Source organism: Variovorax sp. PBL-E5 (assembly GCF_901827185.1).
In the GTDB taxonomy this organism is placed as follows: domain Bacteria; phylum Pseudomonadota; class Gammaproteobacteria; order Burkholderiales; family Burkholderiaceae_C; genus Variovorax.
On sequence record NZ_LR594671.1, the window covers coordinates 626115 to 648246 of the forward strand.

General features: G+C 68.6%; 21 protein-coding genes. 14 read left to right on the forward strand and 7 right to left on the reverse strand.

Features of this window, described 5'->3' with window-relative positions:
- The first annotated feature begins 56 nt into the window (after positions 1–56).
- Complete coding sequence (locus WDLP6_RS03085; RefSeq protein WP_162565733.1) at positions 57–935, forward strand: LysR family transcriptional regulator; 879 nt, start codon at positions 57–59, stop codon at positions 933–935.
- Positions 936–967: 32 nt separating this feature from the next.
- The gene (locus WDLP6_RS03090) at positions 968–1213 is read left to right on the forward strand and encodes a hypothetical protein (protein WP_162565734.1); all 246 of its coding nucleotides are present in this window, start codon (positions 968–970) and stop codon (positions 1211–1213) included.
- Between the two features lie 7 nt (positions 1214–1220).
- On the opposite strand, the gene WDLP6_RS03095 is transcribed toward WDLP6_RS03090, so the two are convergent.
- Positions 1221–2273 carry a serine/threonine protein kinase gene (locus tag WDLP6_RS03095; protein ID WP_443083390.1) on the reverse strand — a complete coding sequence of 351 codons (1053 nt, stop codon included), beginning with the start codon at positions 2271–2273 and terminating at the stop codon, positions 1221–1223.
- A gap of 87 nt (positions 2274–2360) precedes the next feature.
- On the opposite strand from WDLP6_RS03095, the gene WDLP6_RS03100 reads away from it, so the two are divergent.
- From WDLP6_RS03100 to WDLP6_RS03145, 10 genes are all read left to right on the forward strand, one after another.
- A complete protein-coding gene (locus tag WDLP6_RS03100; protein ID WP_162591159.1) occupies positions 2361–2831 on the forward strand; it encodes a lipocalin-like domain-containing protein in 471 nt (156 codons plus the stop codon).
- Positions 2828–4552, forward strand: a complete 1725-nt coding sequence (paaN, locus tag WDLP6_RS03105) for a phenylacetic acid degradation protein PaaN (protein WP_162591160.1) — start codon at positions 2828–2830, stop codon at positions 4550–4552. The genes WDLP6_RS03100 and paaN overlap by 4 nt, the downstream gene beginning before the upstream one ends.
- 11 nt (positions 4553–4563) lie before the next feature.
- Positions 4564–6009 (forward strand): carotenoid oxygenase family protein, encoded by a 1446-nt coding sequence (locus WDLP6_RS03110; RefSeq protein WP_162591161.1) that lies wholly within the window; start codon positions 4564–4566, stop codon positions 6007–6009.
- Complete coding sequence (locus WDLP6_RS03115; protein WP_162591162.1) at positions 6009–7751, forward strand: class I adenylate-forming enzyme family protein; 1743 nt, start codon at positions 6009–6011, stop codon at positions 7749–7751. Before WDLP6_RS03110 ends, WDLP6_RS03115 begins: the two co-directional genes overlap by 1 nt.
- Complete coding sequence (locus tag WDLP6_RS03120; RefSeq protein ID WP_162591163.1) at positions 7748–8473, forward strand: alpha/beta fold hydrolase; 726 nt, start codon at positions 7748–7750, stop codon at positions 8471–8473. Before WDLP6_RS03115 ends, WDLP6_RS03120 begins: the two co-directional genes overlap by 4 nt.
- Positions 8470–9459 carry a Bug family tripartite tricarboxylate transporter substrate binding protein gene (locus tag WDLP6_RS03125; RefSeq protein WP_232076947.1) on the forward strand — a complete coding sequence of 330 codons (990 nt, stop codon included), beginning with the start codon at positions 8470–8472 and terminating at the stop codon, positions 9457–9459. Before WDLP6_RS03120 ends, WDLP6_RS03125 begins: the two co-directional genes overlap by 4 nt.
- Before the next feature lie 12 nt (positions 9460–9471).
- Positions 9472–10470 (forward strand): NAD(P)H-dependent flavin oxidoreductase, encoded by a 999-nt coding sequence (locus WDLP6_RS03130; protein WP_162591164.1) that lies wholly within the window; start codon positions 9472–9474, stop codon positions 10468–10470.
- Positions 10467–11684, forward strand: a complete 1218-nt coding sequence (locus tag WDLP6_RS03135; protein WP_162591165.1) for an acetyl-CoA acetyltransferase — start codon at positions 10467–10469, stop codon at positions 11682–11684. The genes WDLP6_RS03130 and WDLP6_RS03135 overlap by 4 nt, the downstream gene beginning before the upstream one ends.
- 10 nt (positions 11685–11694) lie before the next feature.
- Positions 11695–12630 (forward strand): winged helix-turn-helix transcriptional regulator, encoded by a 936-nt coding sequence (locus WDLP6_RS03140; RefSeq protein ID WP_162591166.1) that lies wholly within the window; start codon positions 11695–11697, stop codon positions 12628–12630.
- A gap of 153 nt (positions 12631–12783) precedes the next feature.
- Positions 12784–14241, forward strand: coding sequence for a hypothetical protein (locus tag WDLP6_RS03145; protein ID WP_162591167.1), 1458 nt, complete (start codon positions 12784–12786; stop codon positions 14239–14241).
- Between the two features lie 96 nt (positions 14242–14337).
- On the opposite strand, the gene WDLP6_RS03150 is transcribed toward WDLP6_RS03145, so the two are convergent.
- From WDLP6_RS03150 to WDLP6_RS03170, 5 genes are all read right to left on the reverse strand, one after another.
- Positions 14338–15447, reverse strand: coding sequence for a DUF2855 family protein (locus WDLP6_RS03150; RefSeq protein ID WP_162591168.1), 1110 nt, complete (start codon positions 15445–15447; stop codon positions 14338–14340).
- A gap of 105 nt (positions 15448–15552) precedes the next feature.
- Positions 15553–15978 (reverse strand): organic hydroperoxide resistance protein, encoded by a 426-nt coding sequence (locus WDLP6_RS03155; protein ID WP_162591169.1) that lies wholly within the window; start codon positions 15976–15978, stop codon positions 15553–15555.
- Between the two features lie 32 nt (positions 15979–16010).
- Positions 16011–16463, reverse strand: coding sequence for a MarR family winged helix-turn-helix transcriptional regulator (locus WDLP6_RS03160; RefSeq protein ID WP_162565745.1), 453 nt, complete (start codon positions 16461–16463; stop codon positions 16011–16013).
- A gap of 122 nt (positions 16464–16585) precedes the next feature.
- Positions 16586–17401 carry a crotonase/enoyl-CoA hydratase family protein gene (locus WDLP6_RS03165; protein WP_162591170.1) on the reverse strand — a complete coding sequence of 272 codons (816 nt, stop codon included), beginning with the start codon at positions 17399–17401 and terminating at the stop codon, positions 16586–16588.
- Positions 17402–17413: 12 nt separating this feature from the next.
- Complete coding sequence (locus WDLP6_RS03170) at positions 17414–18262, reverse strand: 3-hydroxybutyryl-CoA dehydrogenase (protein ID WP_162591171.1); 849 nt, start codon at positions 18260–18262, stop codon at positions 17414–17416.
- Between the two features lie 157 nt (positions 18263–18419).
- Between WDLP6_RS03170 and purT the strand changes: the two genes are divergently transcribed.
- Together purT and WDLP6_RS03180 are read left to right on the forward strand one after the other, a co-directional pair.
- A complete protein-coding gene (gene purT, locus WDLP6_RS03175) occupies positions 18420–19622 on the forward strand; it encodes a formate-dependent phosphoribosylglycinamide formyltransferase (RefSeq protein WP_162591172.1) in 1203 nt (400 codons plus the stop codon).
- Positions 19623–19646: 24 nt separating this feature from the next.
- Positions 19647–20597 carry an alpha/beta hydrolase gene (locus WDLP6_RS03180; protein WP_162591173.1) on the forward strand — a complete coding sequence of 317 codons (951 nt, stop codon included), beginning with the start codon at positions 19647–19649 and terminating at the stop codon, positions 20595–20597.
- 17 nt (positions 20598–20614) lie between these two features.
- Here WDLP6_RS03180 and WDLP6_RS03185 read toward each other — a convergent pair whose 3' ends face one another.
- Positions 20615–22126 (reverse strand): tripartite tricarboxylate transporter permease, encoded by a 1512-nt coding sequence (locus WDLP6_RS03185; RefSeq protein WP_162591174.1) that lies wholly within the window; start codon positions 22124–22126, stop codon positions 20615–20617.
- Between the last annotated feature and the right edge of the window lie 6 nt (positions 22127–22132).

Sequence of the window (22132 nt, forward strand, 5' to 3'; positions counted from 1 at the left end):
TGTCTAATATCGAATAACACTGGGTCGATCCGATCTGGCTATCGATGGAGAACGGCATGGAGCTGCGTCACCTGCGCTATTTCGTCGTGCTGGCCGAGGAGCTGCATTTCGGCCGCGCCGCGCGCCGTCTTTCGATCTCGCAGCCGCCGCTGAGCGTGGCCATTCGCCAGCTCGAGGAGTCGGTGCGCGCGCGGCTGTTCGAGCGCAACAGCAAGGAGGTGCGGCTGACGCCCGCCGGCGAGGCGCTGCAGAGTTCGGCGCGCCTGCTGCTGAAGCAAGCCGAAGAGGCCGCGCTGGAGGCGCGCGACGTCTCGCAGGGCGCGGCCGGCCGACTGCGCATCGGCTTCGTCGGCGCGATGCTCTACCGCGGGCTGCCGCAGGCGCTGCGCAAGTTCCAGGCCAGGCATCCGGCGGTGCGCGTCACGCTGGCCGAACTCAACTCCGGCGAGCAGATCGCCGAGCTGCTGCACGACCGCCTGGACCTCGGCTTCGTGCACACCAGCCGCATGCCGGCCGAGCTGTGCCATGCGCTGCTGGTGTCCGAGGCCTTCGTGGCCTGCCTGCCGGTCGGCCACAAGCTGGCGCGGCGGCGCACGGTGGCGGTGGCCAGCCTGCAGGGCGAGCCCTTCGTGCTGTTCTCGCGCAGCGCCTCGCCCGACTACCACGAGCGCATCCTCGCCATCTGCGCCGGCGCCGGCTTCCGGCCCGAGGTGCGCCATGAGGTGCGCCACTGGCTGTCGGTGGTGTCGCTGGTGTCGCAGGGCATGGGCGTCGCACTGGTGCCCAGCGCGCTTCGCCATGCGGCGCTGCGCGGCGCGGTGTTCCGTCCGCTCGAGGAAGAGGTGGCGCGCTCGGACACGTACGGCGTCTGGCGCGAGGGTCCGGTCAATGCGGTGGTGCAGGGCTTCCTGCGCGATGTGCGCGGCCGGCCCTGAGCGACAATCCGTCGCCGAAGCACCCGAACGACATGGACAACCTGGAAGCCCTGCAGACCCTCGGCATCTCGCTGCCGAGCCCGGCCTACATCGCCGGCACCCTCCTGTTCGGCATCGCGGGCATCGTGGCCTGGCGCTACGGCAAGCGCGTCGGGCGGCCGCGCACCCGGTGGCTCGGCCTCGCGCTGATGCTCTATCCCTACGTGGTGCCGCAGACCTGGCTGCTCTACCTGCTCGGCTTCGCGCTGTGCGCGGGCATCGCGATCGATCGCGACTGAACCGCCGTCAGGCGTACAGCGGCGCTTCCGCCATCGCCTCGCACTGGTCCTGCAGCATCTGGATCTGCCCTTTCCAGTAGTCGCTCGATCCGAACCAGGGAAAGTTGATCGGGAAGATCGGGTCTTCCCAGCGCCGCGCCAGCCAGGCGCTGTAGTGGATCAGGCGCAGCGTGCGCAGCGGCTCGATCAGCGCGAGCTCGCGGCGGTCGAAGTCGCGGAACTGCTCGTAGCCGTCGAGCAGGCCGCTCAGCTGCGCGGTGCGCTGCGCGCGATCGCCCGACAGCAGCATCCACAGGTCCTGCACCGCGAAGCCGGTGCGCGCGTCGTCGAGGTCGACGAAGTGCGGGCCGCCGTCGGGACGATCGGTCGGCGTCCAGAGGATGTTGCCGGGATGCACGTCGCCGTGCAGCCGGATCTTGCGCGCCGGCGTCTCGCTGTCGCTCGCGTGGGTGGGCGAGAGGGCGGTCGCGGCGATCATGTCCAACGCCGCGTTGCAGGCCGTCTCCCATTCGCGCTGCACATCGAGCGGCACCCGCTCGTGGCCCAGCAGCCAGTCGCGCGAGGCGATGCCGAAGCTCTGCAGGTCGAGCGCCGGCCGCGCCGCGAAAGGCGTCTGCGCACCGACGGCGTGGATGCGCGCGAGGAAGCGGCCGACCCATTCGAGCACCTCGAAGTCGTCCAGCTCCGGTGCGCGCCCGCCGCGGTAGGGGCTGACGCTGAAGCCGAAGCCGCCATGCCGGTGCAGCGTGTTGCCCTCGACCACGAGCGGCGCCACCGCGGGCACCTCGGCGGCGGCGAGCTCGAGCGCGAAGCCGTGTTCCTCGAGGATCTCCGCATCGCTCCAGCGCCCGGGGCGATAGAACTTCACCACCACGGCGCTGCGGTCCTCCAGGTAGACCTGGTAGACGCGGTTCTCGTAGGAGTTGAGCGCCATCAGCCGGCCGTCGCCGTGCAGGCCGAGTGTGGCGAGCGCGTCCAGCACCACGTCGGGCGTGAGCGATTCGTAGGGATGGCCGGCGTGCGCCGGTTCGTCGGGAGAAAAGGAAGGAGGTGACACCACGGCGACATTGTCGCGGGTCGGCCCTGTTGCAGGAGATCGGCAAGCGGCCTAAACTAAGTTCAATTAAGAAAGTGAAAAGGAGACGGCGTGGCGGCTCGCGACAACCCCCTGATGGGCACCTGGCAACTCGTTCGCTGGGAGATCGCCTATGGCGACGGGCGACCGGCCACGCTGCCCTTCGGCGAAGCGGCGACCGGCCTGATCCTCTACAGCCACGACGGCTGGATGAACGCCTGCATCGCGCGCGCCGGCCGGCCGCCGCTGTCCAGCGAGAGCATGCGCAGCGCGCCGGAATCCGAGCGGCTCGCGGCCTTCGGCAGCTTCTTCCAGTACGCCGGGCGCTACGAAGTCCGCGGCGAGCCCGGCCGCCAGCAGGTGGTGCACAGCGTCACGCAGTCGCTCAATCCGAACTTCGTCGGCACGCAGCAGGTGCGCGACATGCATTTCGACACCGAGGGCCGGCTCACGCTGTCGGCCTCGGACACCGTGCCGGGCAGCGCGGTGGCGCGCCACCATCGCCTGATCTGGGCGCGCTGCGCGCAGGGAGCGGCGGCGTGAGCGCGGTGCGCGAGGCATCCGCGGCAAGCACGCTGTTCGAGCGCCATCGCGCCACCTTCGAGCGCGCCGCGCTGGCCTGCCGCGAACGGCACTGCTGGAGTCCGTACCCGGAGCTGCCCGCCAAGTACCCGAATGCGGCGCAGGCCCAGGCCGACGGTGCCGCGGCGTTCCGCGCGCACCTCGGCCAGCGCTTCGCGCTCGACCAGCCGGGCGCCGTCGGCGAAGCCGGCGAGGAGATCTCGCCCTGTACGCAGCAGGCGCTTCGCATCCGCTATCCGCAGGCCGACATCGACACGCTGTTCGATGCCGCCGAAGCCGCGATCGACGACTGGGCCGCGGCTTGCGTCGACACCCGCATCGGCGTGCTGATGGAAGCGCTGGACACGATCTACCGCGAGCACCTGTTCGAGATCGCGCACGCGGTGATGCACACCGCCGGCCAGAGCTTCAACATGGCCTACGCGGGCTCGGGCGTCAACGCGCTCGACCGCGGCATCGAGGCCCTGGTCCATGCGAAGCAGGCGATGGACGCCATCGCGCCCACGGCCCGCTGGGAGCGCGCCTTCGGCAGCGCGCGGATCGCGCTCGACAAGACCTACCGCCTGGTGCCGCGCGGCGTCGCCGTGTGCTTCAGCTGCGCGAGCTTTCCGACCTGGAACGCCTGGCCCTCGATGCTCGCGAGCCTGGCCACCGGCAACGCGGTGATCGTCAAGCCGCATCCGGCCACGGTGCTGCCGATGGCGATCTCGGTGCGCGCGTTCCGCCGCGTGCTGGCCGCCGCGGGCTTCGATCCGAACCTCGTCACGCTGGCGCTCGACACCTCGGCAGAACCCATCGGCAAGCGGCTGGTGCAGCATCCGAAGACGGCGATCGTCGACTTCACCGGCAGCGTCGCCTTCGGCCAGTGGGTCGAGCGCAACGCGCATCCGGCGCTGGTCTTCACCGAGACCGCGGGCTGCAACACCGTGGTCCTCGAATCGGCCGACGACCTCGATGCCGCGCTGCGCAGCCTGGCCACCACGCTGTGCATGTTCAGCGCCCAGATGTGCACCAGCCCGCAGAACATCTACGTGCCGGCGCAGGGCGTGCGCACGCCCCAGGGCGTGGTGGCCTTCGACGCGGTCGCGCGCCGGCTGGCCGATGCGGTGGCCGCGCTGACCGGCGATGCGAAGAAGGCCGCGATGATCCTCGCGACGCTGCAGTCGCCGCAGACGCTCGCGCTGCTGGCGCAGATGACCGAGGAGGGCGAACAGCGCGGCCAGGTTCTGCTGCGGCCGAAGCGCTACCTGCATCCCGAGTATCCCGACGCGCGCACCAGCACGCCGCTGATGCTCAAGGTCGGCAAGGCGGAGCGCGATCTCTACGGCGCGGAACGCTTCGGCCCGATCAGCTTCGTGATCGCCTGCGACGACGCGGCCGATGCGCTCGCGCAGGCCGTGCGCGACGTGAAGCAGTTCGGCGGCCTCACAGCCTTTCTCTACTCGACCGACGAGACCTGCATCGCGTCCGCCGAAGCGGCCTACGCGAAGGCCGGCGCGCAGCTCACCATCAACCTCACCGGGCCGATGCCGCTCAACTTCGCGGCCGCCTACAGCGACTACCACGTCACCGGCCTCAATCCCGCCGGCAACGCGAGCCTGACCGACCTCGCCTTCGTTGCCGGGCGTTTCCGCATCTCGCAATCGCGCCGGCCCGCGGCGCCCGACACCTCATCGACCTGAAGGAGACACGCATGGGACACAACGACATTCCGGTGCTGACCGGCGGCTTCGCGCCGATCGAGCGCGAAGTCACGCTGGACCTCACCGACATCGAGGGCGAGGTGCCGAAGGACCTGACCGGCATGCACGTGCGCAACGGCCCGAACCGCCGCTTCGAGGCGCCCGGCCGCTACCACTGGTTCGACGGCGACGGCATGCTGCATGCGGTGCGCTTCGAGGGCGGCCGCGTGCAGTACCTGAACCGCTGGGTCATGACCGACAGCCTGCAGGAAGAGCTCGCGGCCGGCAGCGCGCTGTGGCAGGGCATCAAGGATCCGCCGCGCAAGGACCGGCCCGACATGCCGGTGAAGAACACCTCGAACACCGACGTCAAGTTCTACGGCGGCAACCTGGTGTCGATGTGGTACCTCGGCGGCTCGGTCTACCGCTGCAGCCCCGACGACCTCTCGACGCTCGGCAAGCTCGAGTTCGATCCGCGCATGAAGGGCCTGCCGGTGTCGGCGCATTCGAAGGTCGACGAGCGCACCGGCGAATTCCTGTTCTTCGCCTACGGCAAGGAAGCGCCCTACATGCACTACGGCGTGATGGACCGCCACGGCGCGCTGCAGACCTTCATGCCGGTGCAGCTGCCCGGCCCGCGCCTGCCGCACGACATGGCGATCACGCCCAACTACACCGTGGTGCACGACCTGCCGCTGTTCTACGACATGGACGCGTTCGCGGCCGGCCGCCACAAGCTCAAGTTCCATCACACGCTGCCGTCGCGCTTCGGCGTCATCCCGCGCCACGGCACGCCCGAGCAGATCCGCTGGTTCGAGGCCAGCCCGACCTACATGTACCACGTGTCGAATGCGTGGGAAGAGGACGACGGCCGCGGCGGCACCGAGATCGTCATGACCGGCACGCCCTTCCGGCTGCCGCGCGACTGGCGCGGCAACGTCGAGGTCGACCGCTTCCCGAAGATGCTGGCCAACCTCGAGCACGACTTCATGTTCTACGAGTGGCGCTTCAACCTGCGCACCGGCCAGACGCGCGAGCGCGTGCTCGACGACATCGTCAACCAGGAGTTCCCGGTCATCAACTCGTGGATGCAGGGGCGCAAGACGCGCTACGCATGGAACGTGCTGATGGGCCGCAGCAACCGCGCCGAGGATCCGCGCTTCTGCGGCTTCGTGCGGCAGGACCTCGAGCGCGGCATCAGCACCAGCTACCACGAGGGCGTGCACAAGTGGTTCAGCGAGGCGCCCTTCGCGCCGAAGGACCGCTGGCAGGCCGAGGACGACGGCTACCTGGTCGGCTTCCTGTGGGACGACGAGAAGAAGGCCTCCTTCGTCACGGTGTTCGATGCGAGCGACATCGCGAAAGGCCCGGTCGCGCGCATCCGCCTGCCGCACCGCGTGCCGAACGGCTTCCATGCCACCTGGGTCAGCGGCGAGCGCCTCGCACGAGGCTACTGATGATCCTGGTCCCGCAAGACAAGATCGACGCCTACACCGCGCGCGGCTGGTGGGGCAGCGAAACCATGGGCTCGCTGTTCGCGCGCCACCGGCGCGAGCGGCCCGATGACGAGGCCGTGGTCGACGCGCCGAACCGCGCCGACTTCGCGCACGGCGCGCCGCGCCGGCTCACCTGGGCGCAGCTCGGCGACGAGGTCGACCGCTTCGCGCTGCTGCTGTGTGCGGCCGGCATCCGGCGCGACGAGGTGGTGGTGGTGCAGATGCCCAACGGCGTCGAGCAGTTCGTCGTCTACCTCGCCTGCGCGCGCCTGGGCATCGTGGTGACGCCGGTGCCGATCCAGTACCGCGAGCACGAGCTGGCGCACATCCTCGAGATCACGCGCGCCGTCGCGGCGGTGAGCTTCTCGCGCATCGGCAAGCCGGACAGCGGCCACGCGGCGGCGCGCATGTTCGCGGAGCTGCGCGCCGCGCATCCTTCGCTGCGCGTGGTGCTGGCCTGGGGCGACACCGTGGACGCTGGCGTGGTCGACGTCGCCGCGCAGCTGCGCGCCGCGCCCGACCTCGAGCGCCTCGCGCAGGCCGAGCGCGAGGCGGCCGTCACGGCCAACGACGTGCTCACCATCTGCTGGACCTCCGGCACCGAGGCGACGCCGAAGGGCGTGCCGCGCAGCCACAACGAATGGCTGGTGATCGCGCCCTCGATCATCGAGGCCGGCGAGATCCGGCTGCATGCGCGCCTGCTCAATCCGTTCCCGCTGGTCAACATGGCGGGCTTCTCCACCGCCATGGCGGCCTGGCTGGTGCTGGGCGGCACCGTGGTGCAGCACCAGCCTTTCGCGCTGCCCATCTTCCTGCAGCAGTTGCGCGAGGAGCGCATCGACTACACGGTGGCGCCGCCGGCGATTCTCAACATGCTGCTGCAGAACGACGCACTGCTCGCCGGCATCGACTTCGCGCGCCTCGCGCGCATCGGCTCGGGCTCGGCGCCGCTGTCGGACTGGATGGTGCGCGGCTTCGCCGAGAAGCATGGCGTGCAGATCGTCAACTACTTCGGCTCCAACGAGGGCGCGGCGCTGTCGGGCAACCACGTCGACATCCCCGACCCCGGGCTGCGCGCCCAGTTCTTTCCGCGCGCCGGCGTGCCGGGGCACGCGTGGAGCATCTCGACCACGCGCAAGATCCGCACGCGCCTGGTCGACACCGAGACCGGCGAGGACATCGAGGAGACCGGCCGCCCCGGCGAGATCCGCTTCGATGGCCCGACCATCTTCAGCGGCTACTACAACGCGCCGGAACTGAGCCGCCGCGCCTTCGACGCCCAGGGCTTCTACAAGACCGGCGACCTGTTCGAGATCGCCGGCGACCGCGCGCAGTACTACCACTACGTCGGCCGCTCGAAGGACCTGGTGATCCGCGGCGGCGTGAACATCTCCTCGGAAGAAATCGAGAACCTGCTGATGGCCTGTCCCGGCGTGCGCGAGGCGGCCGTGGTCGGCGTGCCGGACGCGCTGCTGGGCGAGAAGCTCTGCGCCTGCATCGTCGCGGCCGAAGGCGCGCCGGCCGTCACGCTCGACGCGATCACGGCCTTCCTGCGCGAGCACAAGCGCGTGGCGGTCTACAAGCTGCCCGAGTACCTGCTGCCGCTGGCCGAACTGCCGCGCAACCCGGTGGGCAAGATCCTCAAGCGCGAGCTGCGCGACCGTGCGCGCACGCTCGCCGCGACGGCGAAGGCGGCCGCATGAAGCCGGTGCTGCTGCTGATCCCGGGCATGCTCAACACGGCCGCGGTCTGGCGCCGCGTGACGCCGCTGCTCGAAGGCCGCGCCGAAGTGCGCATCGCCGACGTGCAGACGCAGGACAGCATCGCCGCGATGGCGCGCGATGCCTGGGCGCGCATCGCCGACGTGCCCGACCATGTGCCGGTCGCGCTCTGCGGCTTCTCGATGGGCGGCTATGTCGCGATCGAGATGCTGGCGCGCGGCGGCCGGCCGGTGCGTGCGCTCGGCCTGCTCGACAGTTCGTGCCGGCCCGAGAGCGTGGAAGGCGCCGCCCTGCGCGAGAAGACCATCGCCGCGATCGAACGCGACTTCGACAAGGTGAGCGCCGGCGTCGCGCAGTTCGCCACCGATCCCGCGCGCCATGGCGACGAGGACTTCATGGCCGCGCTGCGCGCGCTGCTGCGCGAGATCGGCGCCGAGGCCGCGATCCGGCAGAACCGCGCCATCGTCGCGCGCGCGGACCATCGCGGCGCGCTCGCAGCGCTGCGTCTTCCGACGCTCGTCATGTGCGGGCGCAACGACCGCATCACGCCGCCCGCGCTGTCCGAGGAACTGGCCGCGCTGATGCCTGCCGCGCGCCTCGAATGGATCGATGACGCCGGCCACATGACGCCGATCGAGCAGCCCGCGCGCGTGGCCGCGCTGCTCGCATCGCTGCTCGACATGACCCAAGGAGACACACCATGATGAACCGACGCGACACCTTCCGGCAGCTCGGCGCGCTCGCGCTGCTGGGCAGCCTGCCCATCGCCCGCGCGCAGGCCCAGGGCAGTTTTCCCGACAAGCCGGTGCGCATCGTCGTGCCCTTCGCGGCGGGCAACACGCTCGACACGGCGCTGCGCCAGGTGGCCGAGGTGTTCGACAAGAACACCGGGCAGCCGCTCCTGATCGACAACCGGCCGGGCGGCTCCGGCATCATCGCCGCGCAGAACGTGATGGGGGCGCCGGCCGACGGCTACACGCTGCTGCTGGCCAACACCAGCATGTTCACCATCAATCCGCACACCTTCTCGAAGCTGCCCTACGACCCCGAGAAGAACTTCCGTCCGGTCACGAACTTCCTCGGCGCCTCGATGGTGATGGCGGTCAACAACAACGTGCCCGCGAACAACATCAAGGAGTTCGTCGCCTGGACCAAGTCGCGGCCGGGCAAGGTGTCCTTCGCCTCGTTCACCGCCGGCAACTCCTCGCATTTCGCGGGCGTGATCCTTAACCAGCGCGCGGGCATCGACATGCTCCACGTGCCCTTCAACGGCACGCCGCCGGCGGTGACCAACCTGGTCGGCGGCGAGGTCGATGCGGCCTTCCTGCCGCTGCAGGCCGTCAAGCCGCATGTGGATGCGGGCAAGGTCAAGGTGCTGGCCGTCACCAGTCCGCAGCGCTCGCCGCAGCTGCCGCAGGTCGCGACCTTCCGCGAGCAGGGCTATCCGGACCTCGACATCTACATCTGGGCCGCGATCGTCGCGCCCGCGGCCACGCCCGATGCGGCGATCGGCCGGCTCAACGCCGAGTTCGTGAAGATCCTGCGCACGCCCGAGATCCGGGAGAAGTGGAAGGTCTTCGACTTCGAGCCGCTGCCGTCCACGCCACAGGAGTTCACGCAGTTCGAACGGGCCGACTCGAAGCGCTGGGCCGAGGCGGTGAAGATTTCCGGTTTCAAGGCCAGCGAGTAGTCGATGACCCTCATGAACTCACGCATTCCCTTTGCGCTGCGGCTGCCCGTCTTCGCGGCGCCCATGTTCCTGATCTCCGGCCCCGCGCTGGTGCTCGCCGCCTGCAGGGCCGGCATCGTCGGCGCCTTTCCCACGCCCAATGCGCGCCCCATCGAGACGCTCGATGCATGGATGCGCGAGATCACCGAAGGGCTGGCCCGCGCGCGCGACGAGCAACCCGCGTCGACCCTCGGCCCGTGGTGCGCCAACCTGGTCACGCATTCGTCGAACACGCGGCTGCCGGAAGACCTCGAACTCGTTGCCAAGTACAAGCCACCGATCGTCGTGACGGCGCTGGGCAGTCCCAAGCCGGCGATCGAGGTGGTGCACCGCTATGGCGGGCTGGTGTTCGCCGATGTCATCAACCTGCAGCTCGCGCGCAAGGCGGTCGCGGCCGGCGCCGATGGGCTGGCCTGCGTGTCGGCCGGCGCCGGTGGGCACACGGGCTTTCTCTCGCCCTTCGCTTTCGTGAGTGCGGTGCGCGAATTCTTCGACGGCCATGTGATCGCCGGCGGCGGCATCAGCGACGGCTGGGGCGTGGCCGGCGCGATCGCGGCCGGCGCGGACTTCGTCTACATGGGCACGCGCTTCATCCCGGTGGCCGAGAGCCTGGCGCCCGAGGCCTACAAGCAGATGCTGGTCGACAGCACGGTCGATGACCTGGTGGTGAGCGCCGGCATCACCGGCACGCCGGCGAGCTGGCTCAAGCCCTCGCTGCGCGCCAACGGGCTCGACCCCGATCACATGCCCGACGCGCCCGCGCGGCAGTACGACAGCAGCCAGTCGATCGCGGCCAAGCGCTGGAAGGACGTGTGGGCGGCCGGGCAGGGCGTGGGCGCGATCCGCGAGGTGGAGCCGGTGGCCGCCGTGGTGGACCGGCTCGAACGCGAGTACGCGCAGGCCGCCGCGCGCTTCGCCGGGCTTCGCTATCCGCCGTCGCAGGAGACGGCGGCCTGGAGGAGAGCTGCATGACCGAACCCGTCTACATCCTCGGCGGCTGCCAGACCGACTTCGCCAAGGCCTGGTCGCGCACCGGCGAGGACATCTCGGACATGGTGCGCGAGGGCACGCTCGGCGCACTCGCCGCGGCGCGGGTCGATGCGGCGCAGATCCAGAGCATCCATGTCGGCAATGCCTTCGCCGAGCTGCAGCGCCAGCAGGCGCACCTGGGTGCGATGGTGTCGCAGGTGGTGCCCGAACTATGGGGCGTGCCCGCGATGCGGCACGAGGGCGCCTGCGCCTCGTCCTCGCTCGGCGTGCTCGCCGCGATGGCCGAGATCGAGGCCGGCCGCTACGACTGTGTGCTGGTGCTCGGCGTCGAGGAGTTCAAGAACCTGCCGGGCAACCTCGCCTCGCAGAACCAGAATGCCGCCGCCTGGCAGGGCCGCGAGGACATCCCCTGCACCTTCATGTGGCCGGCCGCGTTCGGCCGCGTGGCGCAGGAATACGAAGAGCGCTACGGGCTGGACCGGCGCCATCTCAACCGCATCGCCGAACTCAACTATGCCAACGCGCGCCGCAATCCGCTGGCGCAGACCCGGCGCTGGCAGTTCGACGAACGCAGCTTCACCGACGACGACGAGGCCAATCCGCTGATCGAGCCCGGCACGCGCCGGCAGGACTGCGGCCAGGTCACCGACGGCGCCTGCGCCGTGGTGCTGGCCTCGGGCCACTTCCTGCGCGAACACCGGCGCGACGGCGCCGCGCCGCCGCGCATCGCGGGCTGGGGCCATCGCACCGCGGGCCTGCGCCTGCTCGACAAGCTGGAGCGCAGCCGCGGTGCGGCCTATGTGTTCCCGCATGTGCGCGAGACCATCGAGGACGCGTGGCGGCGCGCCGGCGTCGGCGGCATCGACGCGATGGACGGCGTGGAGACGCACGACTGCTTCACCACCACCGAGTACATGGCCATCGACCACCTCGGCCTCAGCACGCCGGGGCAGAGCTGGCAGGCGGTGGAGGACGGCAGTATCGATCCCGGCGGGCGTTGCCCGGTCAACATGAGCGGCGGCCTGATCGGCTGCGGCCATCCGGTCGGCGCCACCGGCACGCGCATGCTCTTCGATGCCGCGCGGCAAGTGACGGGCGAGGCGGGCGAGTGCCAGATCGAAGGCGCGCGGCGCATCCAGACGCTGAACATCGGCGGCTCCTGCGCGACCGTCGTCAGCTTCGTGGTCGAGCGCTGACAATCCTGCGGTGGCACTCACCCCGGAAGAACTCGACCTGCGCCGCGAAGCGCTGGCCACCAGCACGCTCGACCACGGCCTGCAATTGCTCGGCGACCGCTGGACCATGGCGGTCGTGCTCGGCGCCTTCCTCGGCGTGCGCCGCTTCGACGAATGGCAGAGCCGGCTCGCCATACCGCGCCATACGCTGGCGCAGCGCCTGCGCGCGCTGACCGCGCTCGGCCTGCTGCGCCAGCGGCCGTATCAGGAACGGCCGCTGCGCCATGCCTACCATCTCACCGCCAAGGGCCTGTCGCTCTATCCGCATGTGCTGATGATGTGGTCGTGGGAGCGGCGCTGGGGCACGCGCGCGACCGACCTGCCGCAGCGGCTGGTGCACGCCGGCTGCGGCCACGCCTTCGTGCCTTGGCTCGCCTGTGGCGCCTGCCACGAGAAGGTCGGCATCGGCGACCTGGGCTTCACGCTGCAGCCGAACGCGGCGCTGCGCGCGCGCGCGCCCGCCCGCGGCCGCGCGCCCCGGCTCGCGCAGGCCGAAGGCGACGGCTCGAGCAGGGGCCTGCGCGTGGACCGCTGGGCGCTGCTGATCATCTCGGCCGTGCTGCTCGGCTGCCACCATTTCGACGAACTCAGCCACGTGCTGGGCATCGGCAGCAGCGTGCTGTCGCGCCGTCTGGGCGACATGGTCGACGCCGGGCTGCTGCTGTGCCAGGACGATCTGGTCGACGGGCGGCGCCGGGTCTATCGGCTCACGCCGGCGAGCCGCGATCTGTTCGGCTACATCCTCTGCTTCTCGAGCTGGGCGGCGCGCCATCATTTCCAGGAGCCGAGCTCGATCCGCCCCACGCACCGGGCCTGCGGACATCCGTTCGTACCCGAGGTCGTGTGCAGCCACTGCCGGCGGGTGCTGGAAGCGCGCGAGGTCCGCTTCGAGGCGAGCGCGCCGTGAGGCGCGGCGATGGCCATTCGCCGCCTGTGGCTTCCCGTGCGATCGAGACATTTTTCACGATCGGCGAGATCAGCACGCTCACGGCCGGCGTGCCAACGTGACTCATGACGGTTCCGGTCCAGGAACGTCACTCACAGTCAAAGGAAGCAATACATGGATGCCTTTCGCAACATTTTCGGAATCCGCCCGTCTCCCACGACGCAGATCGCGGTCGGATCAAGGTCGTCGTCGGATTTCAAGATTGAATTTCTCTCGGCATTGAAGACCAATTCCCATTTCAGGCAGCGCGGCTTCAATGGGCTGGTTGCCCGTTATATGGAGCTGTCGCCAGACTCGCCGGAAGGTTCGAAAGAAGATCAGGTATATCGAATAGAGCTGCTGGCGACGGTGATCTCGGAATGCATGCTTCATGGCGAGACCGAGGCGCTTCATATTCTCCTCACGAACGAGCGGATCAACACACTCGGCGTTTACGGCAGGAAAGTAGGCATGTCGCTGCAGGGCTGGGAAACATTGCGGGATGCGCTGCCAAAGGATTTCGCTGCCCCCAATTTTTTTATCGCCAATACGACCATCGACGGCTCCCAGTGCAAGGTAGTGTTCGAGGTCATGCATCGAATGCCTGCCTTGAACAACATCCGTTTATTCAAGGTGACGCTGCAGGACAAAGACTTCGAGGGTGTGGATTGTCTGTGTCTGAGCAAGCCCCTCCTGCTCGATGTCTACGGTGGATATAAATCGGAACTCATGGTGCTCAAAATCGTGGAGAAAACCCAGCTTCGCGAGTTGAATATGCATGGCTGCGACCTAAACGATGTTCCACAGCTCCATGTGGTCCAAGCGCTGAAGGAGCACCAGCAAGGGATCGAGGCGCTCTGGTGGGCTCCTGCCAGCTGCTTCCCGGAGCCCGTCAAATTGCTGATCGACGTCTGTGAGAAGAACGCGAACTCGCTGACCAGTTTTTCGCTGGAGGACGCCGACGTTTCCGACGCTCTCGGCGACAAAACGATCCACCTCGCCAGACTGACGCAAATCAACGGTCTTCGCGTACTTAATCTCAAGAACAACTATTACATACATGACTCGATCCTGGCGCAGACTGTCCAGATGCTGCGAGACGGCAAGACGAAGTTGCGGGAGTTGAACCTGTATCGAACCGCCGCAGGCCCTCTTTGTTTCCAAGAACTGGCGATCGCTCTGAAACAGAACACGACGCTGACCCGGCTCACGATCAGTTGGAATGCCGAAGGCGTCAAGCTTCTGATGGAGGCCATGGAGTTCAACGAAACCCTGCAGGAAATCAACGTGCTCGACGCGGAAAGACATCCGGAGGAGGTGCAGCAGCTCCAGGCATATGGCCACCGCAATCGCGAGCTGATGTACCAGCGGATGAAAGTTCCTAACGTTTCTTATATACAGGGTGGCATGGGGGTGCTGCTGAACAGTGGTCAGGTTCGGATGTATGAAGATCTCGCCAACTTTGCGGCCACGGTGGCATACGAGCTAGACCGGGAGTCGGCCCTTCATTTGGCCGTCCTCAACAGGGCAGCCTGGGCGGATGCCGAAGAAGCCAAGCAGGATTGGGACAAGAAGCGGCAGCAGGACGAATAACGGCGGCAGGACGAGCCGCAGCGTCCGGATGGGGCGCCCGGCGGCCGGTGAGGTGCGGCGATGGGTCGCCGTCCTTCGGCGGCCAGCGGGCGCCGCTCAGCCGCGCGAGAGCGAAAGGATGTGGCCGCTGCGCGGATCGCCGCGGCCCGAGCGCACCGCCGCGTAGGCCGCCTGCACCGCCGCAGCGCCGTGATGGTGCTCGACGCGCAGCCAGGGCGCGCGTGGATCCGTCACCTGCGTGGTGAAGGCGTTCCACGCCAGCGCCATGCGTTCGCCGAAGCGCTCTGCGCCCCATTCGGCGCTGCGCTTCTTGATCTGCGCCGGCGCAAAGAAGAGCGTGGCGCGCGGGCCGGGCAGGTCGCGGCCCGCGCCGCTGGGCGCGAGCTGGTCCACGTGCGCGCCGCCGATCGAGGCGCTGTATTTCAACCGGGTGAAGCGCGTGTGCACGGCGTGCCGCAGCGCGCCATTGCCGGCGAAGTCGATGTAGACGCACGGCATGTCGGCCGCCAGCTGGTCGAGTTCCTCGTAGGCCAGCACGCGCTCGTAGCAGCCCAGCGATTCGCAGAAGGCCTTGTTGGCGGCCGAGGTCAGGCCGACCACTTCGATGCCGTCGCGCTGCGCGAGCTGGAAGGCGGTGCCGTAGGCGGTCTTGCTCGATGCGCTCGAGAGCAACGCGACGCCGGGATCGGCGCCGAAGAAATCGTTGTCGGCGAAGAAGTCGTCGATCAGCCACGAGGTGATGAAGAGCGGGCGCAGCAGCGCCTGGATGTCTTCGGTGCCGGCGGTGTAGAGCGGGTCGGCCTGGCTGCGGAAATACTGGTTGTAGACCGCGGGCAGCGCGGCGCGGTGGGCGGTGCCGTCGGCGAAGCGCTCCGGCGACAGGCGCTCGGGCGTGAGCACGACCGCCGAGGCCATCGGGAAGTAGCCGTACAGGAGCTCGCCGACCGCGACGCCCGGATGCAGCGAGTGCGTGACGGTCGCGAAACCCCACACGGGGATGGTGCCCCAGCCGTCTTCGCCGGTCGGGTAGAACTGCCAGTAGTTCATGGCCTCGCCGAAGGCGGCGTAGGTGATGTTGTTGGCCGTGAGGGCGAAGCTGTCGATCCGCACGCGGACCTGGCCGTCGGCCAGGCGCGTGTCATCGGCCTCGTGAAGGCGAGTGATCGAGAGATCGTCCTTGCGGATCTGCAGTTCGATGGTGCTCATGAAATCACGTTACCGCAGACCTGCGTCGCTTGCTTGAAAAAAGCCCGGTGCCGCGTCGCATGGGCGACGCCGCACCGGGCCTTTCGCGAAACGGGCCGGCCGCGATCAGACGATCGAGAGTTCGACGTCGATGTTGCCGCGCGTGGCGTTCGAGTACGGGCACACCTGGTGCGCGGCCTCGACCAGCTGCTTCTTCTGCGCATCGTCCAGGCCCGGCAGCGTGATCGCGAGCTTGACCGCGATGCCGTAGGCCGCGCCGCCGTCCGTCGGGCCGAGGGAAACGCTGGCGTCGATGGCCACGTCGTCCGGCACCTTGACCTTGATCTTGGGACCGACCGCCTTCATCGCGCCGATGAAGCAGGCCGAGTAGCCGACCGCGAACAGCTGCTCGGGGTTGGTGCCGGGCTTGCCGGTGCCGGGCGAGCTGAGCTTGACGTCGAGCGCGTCGTCGCTGGTCTTGCCGGCGCCGTCGCGGCCGCCGATGGTGTGGGACTGCGCGGTGTAGAGCACTTTGTCGAGTTTCTTGACCATGGTGGTTCCTTCGGTTGGTTGGGGGAAAAAGACTAGGCAGCCTTGACGCGATCGCGCAGGGTCTGGATCTGCTGCGTGAGGGCGATGAGTTCGGGCACCGAGCACTGCGTGGCGGCCATCAGGCAGCCCGGCACGCCGGCGGCGCGCGCCTTGAGCTTGCGGCCCGCGGCGGTGAGGGTGACGCGGACCCGGCGCTCGTCATCGACATCGCGGATGCGCGCCACCAGGCCGCTGGCTTCGAGCCGCTTGAGCAAGGGCGTGAGCGTGCCCGAATCGAGCGAGAGTCGCTCGCCGAGCTCGGACACCATGAGCCCGTCGCGCTCCCACAGCACCAGCATCACGAGGTATTGCGGGTAGGTGAGATGGAGCTTGTCGAGCAGCGGCTTGTAGAGCTTGGTCATCGCCAGCGAGGCGGAGTAGACCGCGAAGCAGAGCTGGTTGTCGAGCCGGAGCATCTCGTCGGTCGATGGGGGCTGGGTGCGCATGGCCGGAAGTATAGCCTCCAATTAAATTGTGTGCAATGTAATTTGTGAGAATTGTTGTCTTGCCCCCCTCTCCCTCCGGGAGAGGGCTGGGGTGAGCGCGCCGGACCTCCGCAAAGGCCCCCTCATCGCCCACTGAACCGCGAAGGTCTCCGCTCGACAAAGGACCGTACCCCTTCGGCCGCATCCTCGCTGTTCGCCAGCCGCTGCTGCACCGGAATGAAATCCGCGACGGCTGCCGCCGGCCCCTGTTCGATCGCCTTCACTACATTGAGCCGTGTCGCCACCACCGCCAGCGGCGCCTGCGCCGCGATGCGCTGCGCGATGCGCAAAGCCTCGTCGAGTTCCTCCCCGGCCGGCACCACCTTCTGCACGAAGTTCAGCCGGAAGGCCTCGGCGCTGCCGAACTCGTCGGCCGTCAGCAGATGCAGCATGGCGTTGCCCAGCCCCGCGCGCTCCGCCATGCGCAGCGTCGCGCCGCCGGTGGCCATGATGCCGCGCTGCACTTCCATCTGCGAGAAGCGGCAGTTGTCGGCCGCGACCACGATGTCGGCGCCCAGCATCAGCTCGATGCCGACCGTGAAGCAGATCCCCTTGACCGCCACCACCATCGGCTTGCTGCGTCGCCGGTAGCCGGGCAGGCCGTAGTCGTGCGGCTCGACCAGTCCTGCGGGAATCGCCTTCTCGCCGCGCTTCATGTACTCGGCCACCGCGGGCAGATCCAGCCCGGCGGTGAAGTGATCGCCGAATGCGTGCAGCACGCCCACGCGCAGCGCCGGATCGTCGTCGAGCCGCGTGTAGGCCTCGGCCAGTTCGCGGAACATGCGCGGCGTCCAGCCGTTGCGCTTGGTCGGGCGGTTGATGCCGATCAGCAGCACGTGGTCGAGCACCTGGGTGTCGATGCAGCCTTCGGGCGGCGGCGTGGTGGGCGTGGCGGTCATGGACGACCTCGTTCAGTAGCTGTAGACGCCGCGGCCCGTCTTGCGGCCCAGCTGTCCGGCCGCCACCATCTCCTTGAGCAGCGGGCAGGGCCGGTACTTGGAGTCGCCGAACTGTTCGAGGTAGACCTCCATCACGGCCAGGCAGACATCGAGCCCGATCATGTCGGCCAGTGCCAGCGGCCCGATCGGCTGGTTGCAGCCCAGCTTCATGCCGGCGTCGATGTCCTCGGCCGTCGCAAGCCCTTCGGCCAGCACGAAGAAGGCCTCGTTGATCATCGGCACCAGAATGCGGTTGACCACGAAGCCGGGCGCGTTCTTCACCGTGATCGGCGACTTGCCCAGCGTCACCGCCAGCGCCTTCACCGCATCGTGCGTGGCGTCGCTGGTGAGGTAGCCGCGGATGATCTCGACCAGCGCCATCATCGGCACCGGGTTGAAGAAGTGCATGCCGATGAAGCGGTCGGCGCGCGAGGTGGCCGCCGCCAGCTGGGTGATCGAGATCGACGAGGTGTTCGAGGCGATGATCGCTTCGGGCGGGGGCAGGGCATCGACCTGCTGGAGGATCTTGAGCTTGAGCGCGTGGTTCTCGGTCGCCGCCTCGATCACGAGTTGAGCCGCCTTGAGCTCGTCGTAGTTCGTCGAACCCTTGATCAGCGCCAGCGCGGCATCCTTCTGCGCCGTGCTGAGCTTGTCCTTCTTGATCAGCCTGTCGAGACTGCCGGCGACCGTCGAGAGGCCCTTGTCGACCGCGGCCTGCGCGATGTCGACCATCACGACCTTGACGCCCGCGACGGCGCAGGCCTGCGCGATGCCGTTGCCCATCGTGCCCGCGCCGATGATGCCGACTGTGTGGATTGCCATGAGAAATGCTCCTGAAGAAAAAAAGGGAGGGACGCTCCGAAGTCGCCCATCACGGCATTGTGAAACACGCGCGCGGGCGCCGCATTGCCGCGTGTGACAGCGGGCTTGATTTACAGTCCTGCGTACCCGTCTCCTTCTTCTGCACGAACCCGTACCCATGACCACCCTCGGCACCCCCTTGTCTCCTTCCGCCACCCGTGTGATGCTGCTCGGCTCGGGCGAGCTCGGCAAGGAAGTGCTGATCGCGCTGCAGCGCCTCGGCGTCGAAACCATCGCGGTCGACCGCTACGAGAATGCGCCGGGCCAGCAGGTGGCGCACCATGCGCGCACCCTCACGATGAGCGATCCCGTGCAGCTGAAAGCGCTGATCGAGGCCGAGCGGCCGCTGCTGGTGGTGCCCGAGATCGAGGCCATCGCCACGCCGGTGCTGCAGCAGCTCGAGGATGCCGGCGTGGTGCGCGTGATCCCGACCGCGCGCGCCGCGCGCCTCACGATGGACCGCGAAGGCATTCGCCGCCTGGCCGCCGAGACGCTGGGCGTGCCGACCAGCCCCTACAAGTTCTGCGATTCGCTGGCCCAGCTGCAGGCGGCGATCGACGAAGGCATCGGCTATCCCTGCATCGTCAAGCCCGTGATGAGCAGCTCGGGCAAGGGCCAGAGCAAGATCGACGGGCCGGCCGACGTCCAGAAGGCCTGGGACTGTGCGATGGCCGGGGGCCGGGTGAGCCACGGCCGCGTGATCGTCGAGGGCTTCATCGATTTCGACTACGAGATCACGCTGCTCACGGTGCGCGCGCTCGACGAGGCCGGCGCCGTGCAGACCCGCTTCTGCGAGCCCATCGGCCACCTGCAGGTCCATGGCGACTATGTCGAGAGCTGGCAGCCGCATCCGATGGCGCCGGCCGCGCTGCAAAAGGCGCAGCAGATCGCGCAGGCGGTGACGGCCGATCTCGGCGGGCAGGGACTCTTCGGCGTCGAGCTGTTCGTCAAGTGCGAGCAGGTCTGGTTCAGCGAGGTCAGCCCGCGGCCGCACGACACCGGCCTGGTGACCCTGGCGACCCAGTGGCAGAACGAGTTCGAGCTGCATGCGCGCGCGATCCTCGGCCTGCCGGTCGACACCACGCTCAAGAGCGCGGGCGCGAGCGCCGTGGTCTACGGCGGCGTGGATGCGGCCGGCATCGTCTTCGACGGCGTGGCCGATGCGCTGCGCGTGCCCGGCACCGATGTGCGCCTGTTCGGCAAGCCCGAGAGCTTCGTCAAGCGCCGCATGGGCGTGGCGGTGGCGCATGCGGCCGACATCGACACCGCGCGCCGCAATGCCAAGGAAGCCGCGTCGCGCATCCGCCCTCGCCGGGCCTGAACTTCACACCTCCGGAGACTCCCCATGCTGCACCCTCAAGCCCGCGCGCTGCTCGACCTCATGGAACAGCGCGGCGTCCCGCCGACCCACACCCTGTCGCCGGCCGACGCGCGCGCCTTCTACCGCGAACGGCGCAGCGTCACGCAGCCCGAACCCGGGGAGGTCGCCGAGGTGCGCGAACTCGCCGCGACCGGCCCGCACGGCACGATCCCGCTGCGGCTCTATCGTCCGCTGGGCACGAGCCGTGCGGCGCTGCTGCCGGTGCTGGTCTACTACCACGGCGGCGGCTGGGTTATCGGCGACCTCGACACGCACGACACGCTGTGCCGCGAGCTCGCCAATCTGTCGGGATGCGCCGTGGTCGCCGTCGACTACCGCATGGGTCCGGAGCACCGCTTTCCCGCCGCGGTCGACGACGTGCTCGCCGCCACGCGCTGGGTGCGCAAGGAAGCGGGCGCGCTCGGGCTCGATGCCACCCGGCTCGCGGTCGGCGGCGACAGCGCCGGCGGCAACCTGGCCGCCGTGGTGGCGATCGCGGCGCGCGATGCGGGCGACCTGCCGATCGCGTTCCAGCTGCTGATCTATCCCGCGACCGACATGCGCCGCGGCCACGCGTCGCACACCACCAATGGCCAGGGCTATTTGCTCACCAGCGATTCGATCACGTATTTCCACGACCATTACATCGCCGATCCGAAGCACGACCTCGAGTGGCGTGCCTCGCCGCTGCTGCAAGACAAGCTCGCGGGCCTGCCGCCGGCACTGGTGCTCACCGCCGGCTACGACCCGCTGCGCGACGAGGGGCTGGACTACGCGCGTGCGCTGACCGCGGCCGGCAACCGCGCGAGCTACGTCTGCTTCGAGCGCCAGATCCACGGCTTCATCACGATGGGCCGGGTGCTCGACGAGGCGAACACCGCCGTGGCGCTGTGCGCGGTCGAACTGCGCCGCGCCCTGACCTCCGCTCGCCGCTAACACGCCTCTGGGGCGAGCTACTCCTCCACAAAGGCCTCTTCGCGTTTGGCCTTGATCGAAGGCAGCAGCACGATGCCCAGCAGCAGGCAGGCCGCCAACAGCAGGCCGGCGGACAGCGGCCGCGTGACGAACACGCTCCAGGTGCCGCGCGACAGCAGCAGCGCACGGCGCAGGTTCTCCTCCATCATCGGCCCGAGGATGAAGCCCAGCAGCAGCGGCGCCGGCTCGGCCTTGAGCTTGAGGAACAGGTAGCCGATGAAGCCGAAGGCGCCGACCATCCAGACGTCGAAGGTGTTGTTGTTGGTCGAGTACACGCCGATCGCGCAGAACAGCACGATCGCCGGGAACAGGAACCTGTAGGGCACCGTCAGCAGCTTGATCCACATGCCGATCAGCGGCAGGTTGAGCACGATGAGCATCGCGTTGCCGATCCACATCGAAGCGATCAGGCCCCAGAACAGCTCGGGGTTGCTGGTCATGACCTGCGGGCCGGGCTGGATGTTGTGGATGGTCATCGCGCCCACCATCAGCGCCATCACCGCGTTGGGCGGAATGCCCAGCGTGAGCAGCGGGATGAAGGAGGTCTGCGCGCCGGCATTGTTGGCCGATTCGGGCGAGGCCACGCCGCGGATGTTGCCCTTGCCGAAGGGGATTTCGCCGGGCTTCATCCGGATCTTCTTCTCCAGTGCGTAGGCCGCGAAGGCTGCCAGCAGCGCGCCGCCGCCCGGCAGGATGCCGAGGGCCGAGCCGAGCGCGGTGCCGCGCAGCACGGCCGGCGTCATGCGCTTGAAGTCGTCCCGCGTGGGCCACAGGCCCTTGACGTCGGCGGTGAACACCTCGCGCTCGTCCTCGGGCTGCGACAGGTTGCCGATGATCTCGCCGTAGCCGAACACGCCCATCGCGATCACCACGAAGCCGATGCCGTCGGTCAGCTCCGGGATGTCGAAGCTGAAGCGCGCCACGCCGGAGTTGACGTCCGTGCCCACGATGCCCAGCAGCAGACCGAGCACGATCATCGCGACCGCCTTCAGCAGCGAGCCCGAGGCCAGCACGACGGCACCGATCAGGCCCAGCGTCATGAGCGAGAAGTACTCGGCCGGCCCGAACTTGAAGGCCAGCTCGGTCAGCGGCGGCGCGAAGGCCGCCAGGATCAAGGTGCCCACGCAACCGGCGAAGAAGGAGCCCAGGCCGGCGGCGGCGAGCGCGGGGCCGGCGCGGCCCTGTCGTGCCATCTGGTAGCCATCGATGCAAGTCACCACCGACGAGGATTCGCCGGGCAGGTTGACCAGGATGGCGGTGGTGGAGCCGCCGTACTGCGCGCCGTAGTAGATGCCCGCGAGCATGATCAGCGCCGACACCGGCGGCAGCGCATAGGTGGCCGGCAGCAGCATCGCGATGGTGGCCACCGGGCCGATGCCCGGCAGCACGCCGATCAGCGTGCCCAGGATGCAGCCGATCAGGCAGTACAGCAGGTTGGTGAAGGTGAAGGCGACACCGAAGCCGATGCTCAGGTTGTGAATCAGATCCATGGCGCG

What these genes read in the sequence shown, in the direction of transcription:
- WDLP6_RS03085 (WP_162565733.1), top strand. Translation starts at nt 57, where the DNA reads ATGGAGCTGCGTCACCTGCGCTATTTCGTCGTGCTGGCCGAGGAGCTG.
- WDLP6_RS03090 (WP_162565734.1), top strand. Translation starts at nt 968, where the DNA reads ATGGACAACCTGGAAGCCCTGCAGACCCTCGGCATCTCGCTGCCGAGC.
- WDLP6_RS03110 (WP_162591161.1), top strand. Translation starts at nt 4,564, where the DNA reads ATGGGACACAACGACATTCCGGTGCTGACCGGCGGCTTCGCGCCGATC.
- WDLP6_RS03115 (WP_162591162.1), top strand. Translation starts at nt 6,009, where the DNA reads ATGATCCTGGTCCCGCAAGACAAGATCGACGCCTACACCGCGCGCGGC.
- WDLP6_RS03120 (WP_162591163.1), top strand. Translation starts at nt 7,748, where the DNA reads ATGAAGCCGGTGCTGCTGCTGATCCCGGGCATGCTCAACACGGCCGCG.
- WDLP6_RS03125 (WP_232076947.1), top strand. Translation starts at nt 8,470, where the DNA reads ATGATGAACCGACGCGACACCTTCCGGCAGCTCGGCGCGCTCGCGCTG.
- WDLP6_RS03130 (WP_162591164.1), top strand. Translation starts at nt 9,472, where the DNA reads ATGAACTCACGCATTCCCTTTGCGCTGCGGCTGCCCGTCTTCGCGGCG.
- WDLP6_RS03135 (WP_162591165.1), top strand. Translation starts at nt 10,467, where the DNA reads ATGACCGAACCCGTCTACATCCTCGGCGGCTGCCAGACCGACTTCGCC.
- WDLP6_RS03145 (WP_162591167.1), top strand. Translation starts at nt 12,784, where the DNA reads ATGGATGCCTTTCGCAACATTTTCGGAATCCGCCCGTCTCCCACGACG.
- WDLP6_RS03150 (WP_162591168.1), bottom strand. Translation starts at nt 15,447, where the DNA reads ATGAGCACCATCGAACTGCAGATCCGCAAGGACGATCTCTCGATCACT.
- WDLP6_RS03155 (WP_162591169.1), bottom strand. Translation starts at nt 15,978, where the DNA reads ATGGTCAAGAAACTCGACAAAGTGCTCTACACCGCGCAGTCCCACACC.
- WDLP6_RS03160 (WP_162565745.1), bottom strand. Translation starts at nt 16,463, where the DNA reads ATGCGCACCCAGCCCCCATCGACCGACGAGATGCTCCGGCTCGACAAC.
- WDLP6_RS03165 (WP_162591170.1), bottom strand. Translation starts at nt 17,401, where the DNA reads ATGACCGCCACGCCCACCACGCCGCCGCCCGAAGGCTGCATCGACACC.
- WDLP6_RS03170 (WP_162591171.1), bottom strand. Translation starts at nt 18,262, where the DNA reads ATGGCAATCCACACAGTCGGCATCATCGGCGCGGGCACGATGGGCAAC.
- purT (WP_162591172.1), top strand. Translation starts at nt 18,420, where the DNA reads ATGACCACCCTCGGCACCCCCTTGTCTCCTTCCGCCACCCGTGTGATG.
- WDLP6_RS03180 (WP_162591173.1), top strand. Translation starts at nt 19,647, where the DNA reads ATGCTGCACCCTCAAGCCCGCGCGCTGCTCGACCTCATGGAACAGCGC.
- WDLP6_RS03185 (WP_162591174.1), bottom strand. Translation starts at nt 22,126, where the DNA reads ATGGATCTGATTCACAACCTGAGCATCGGCTTCGGTGTCGCCTTCACC.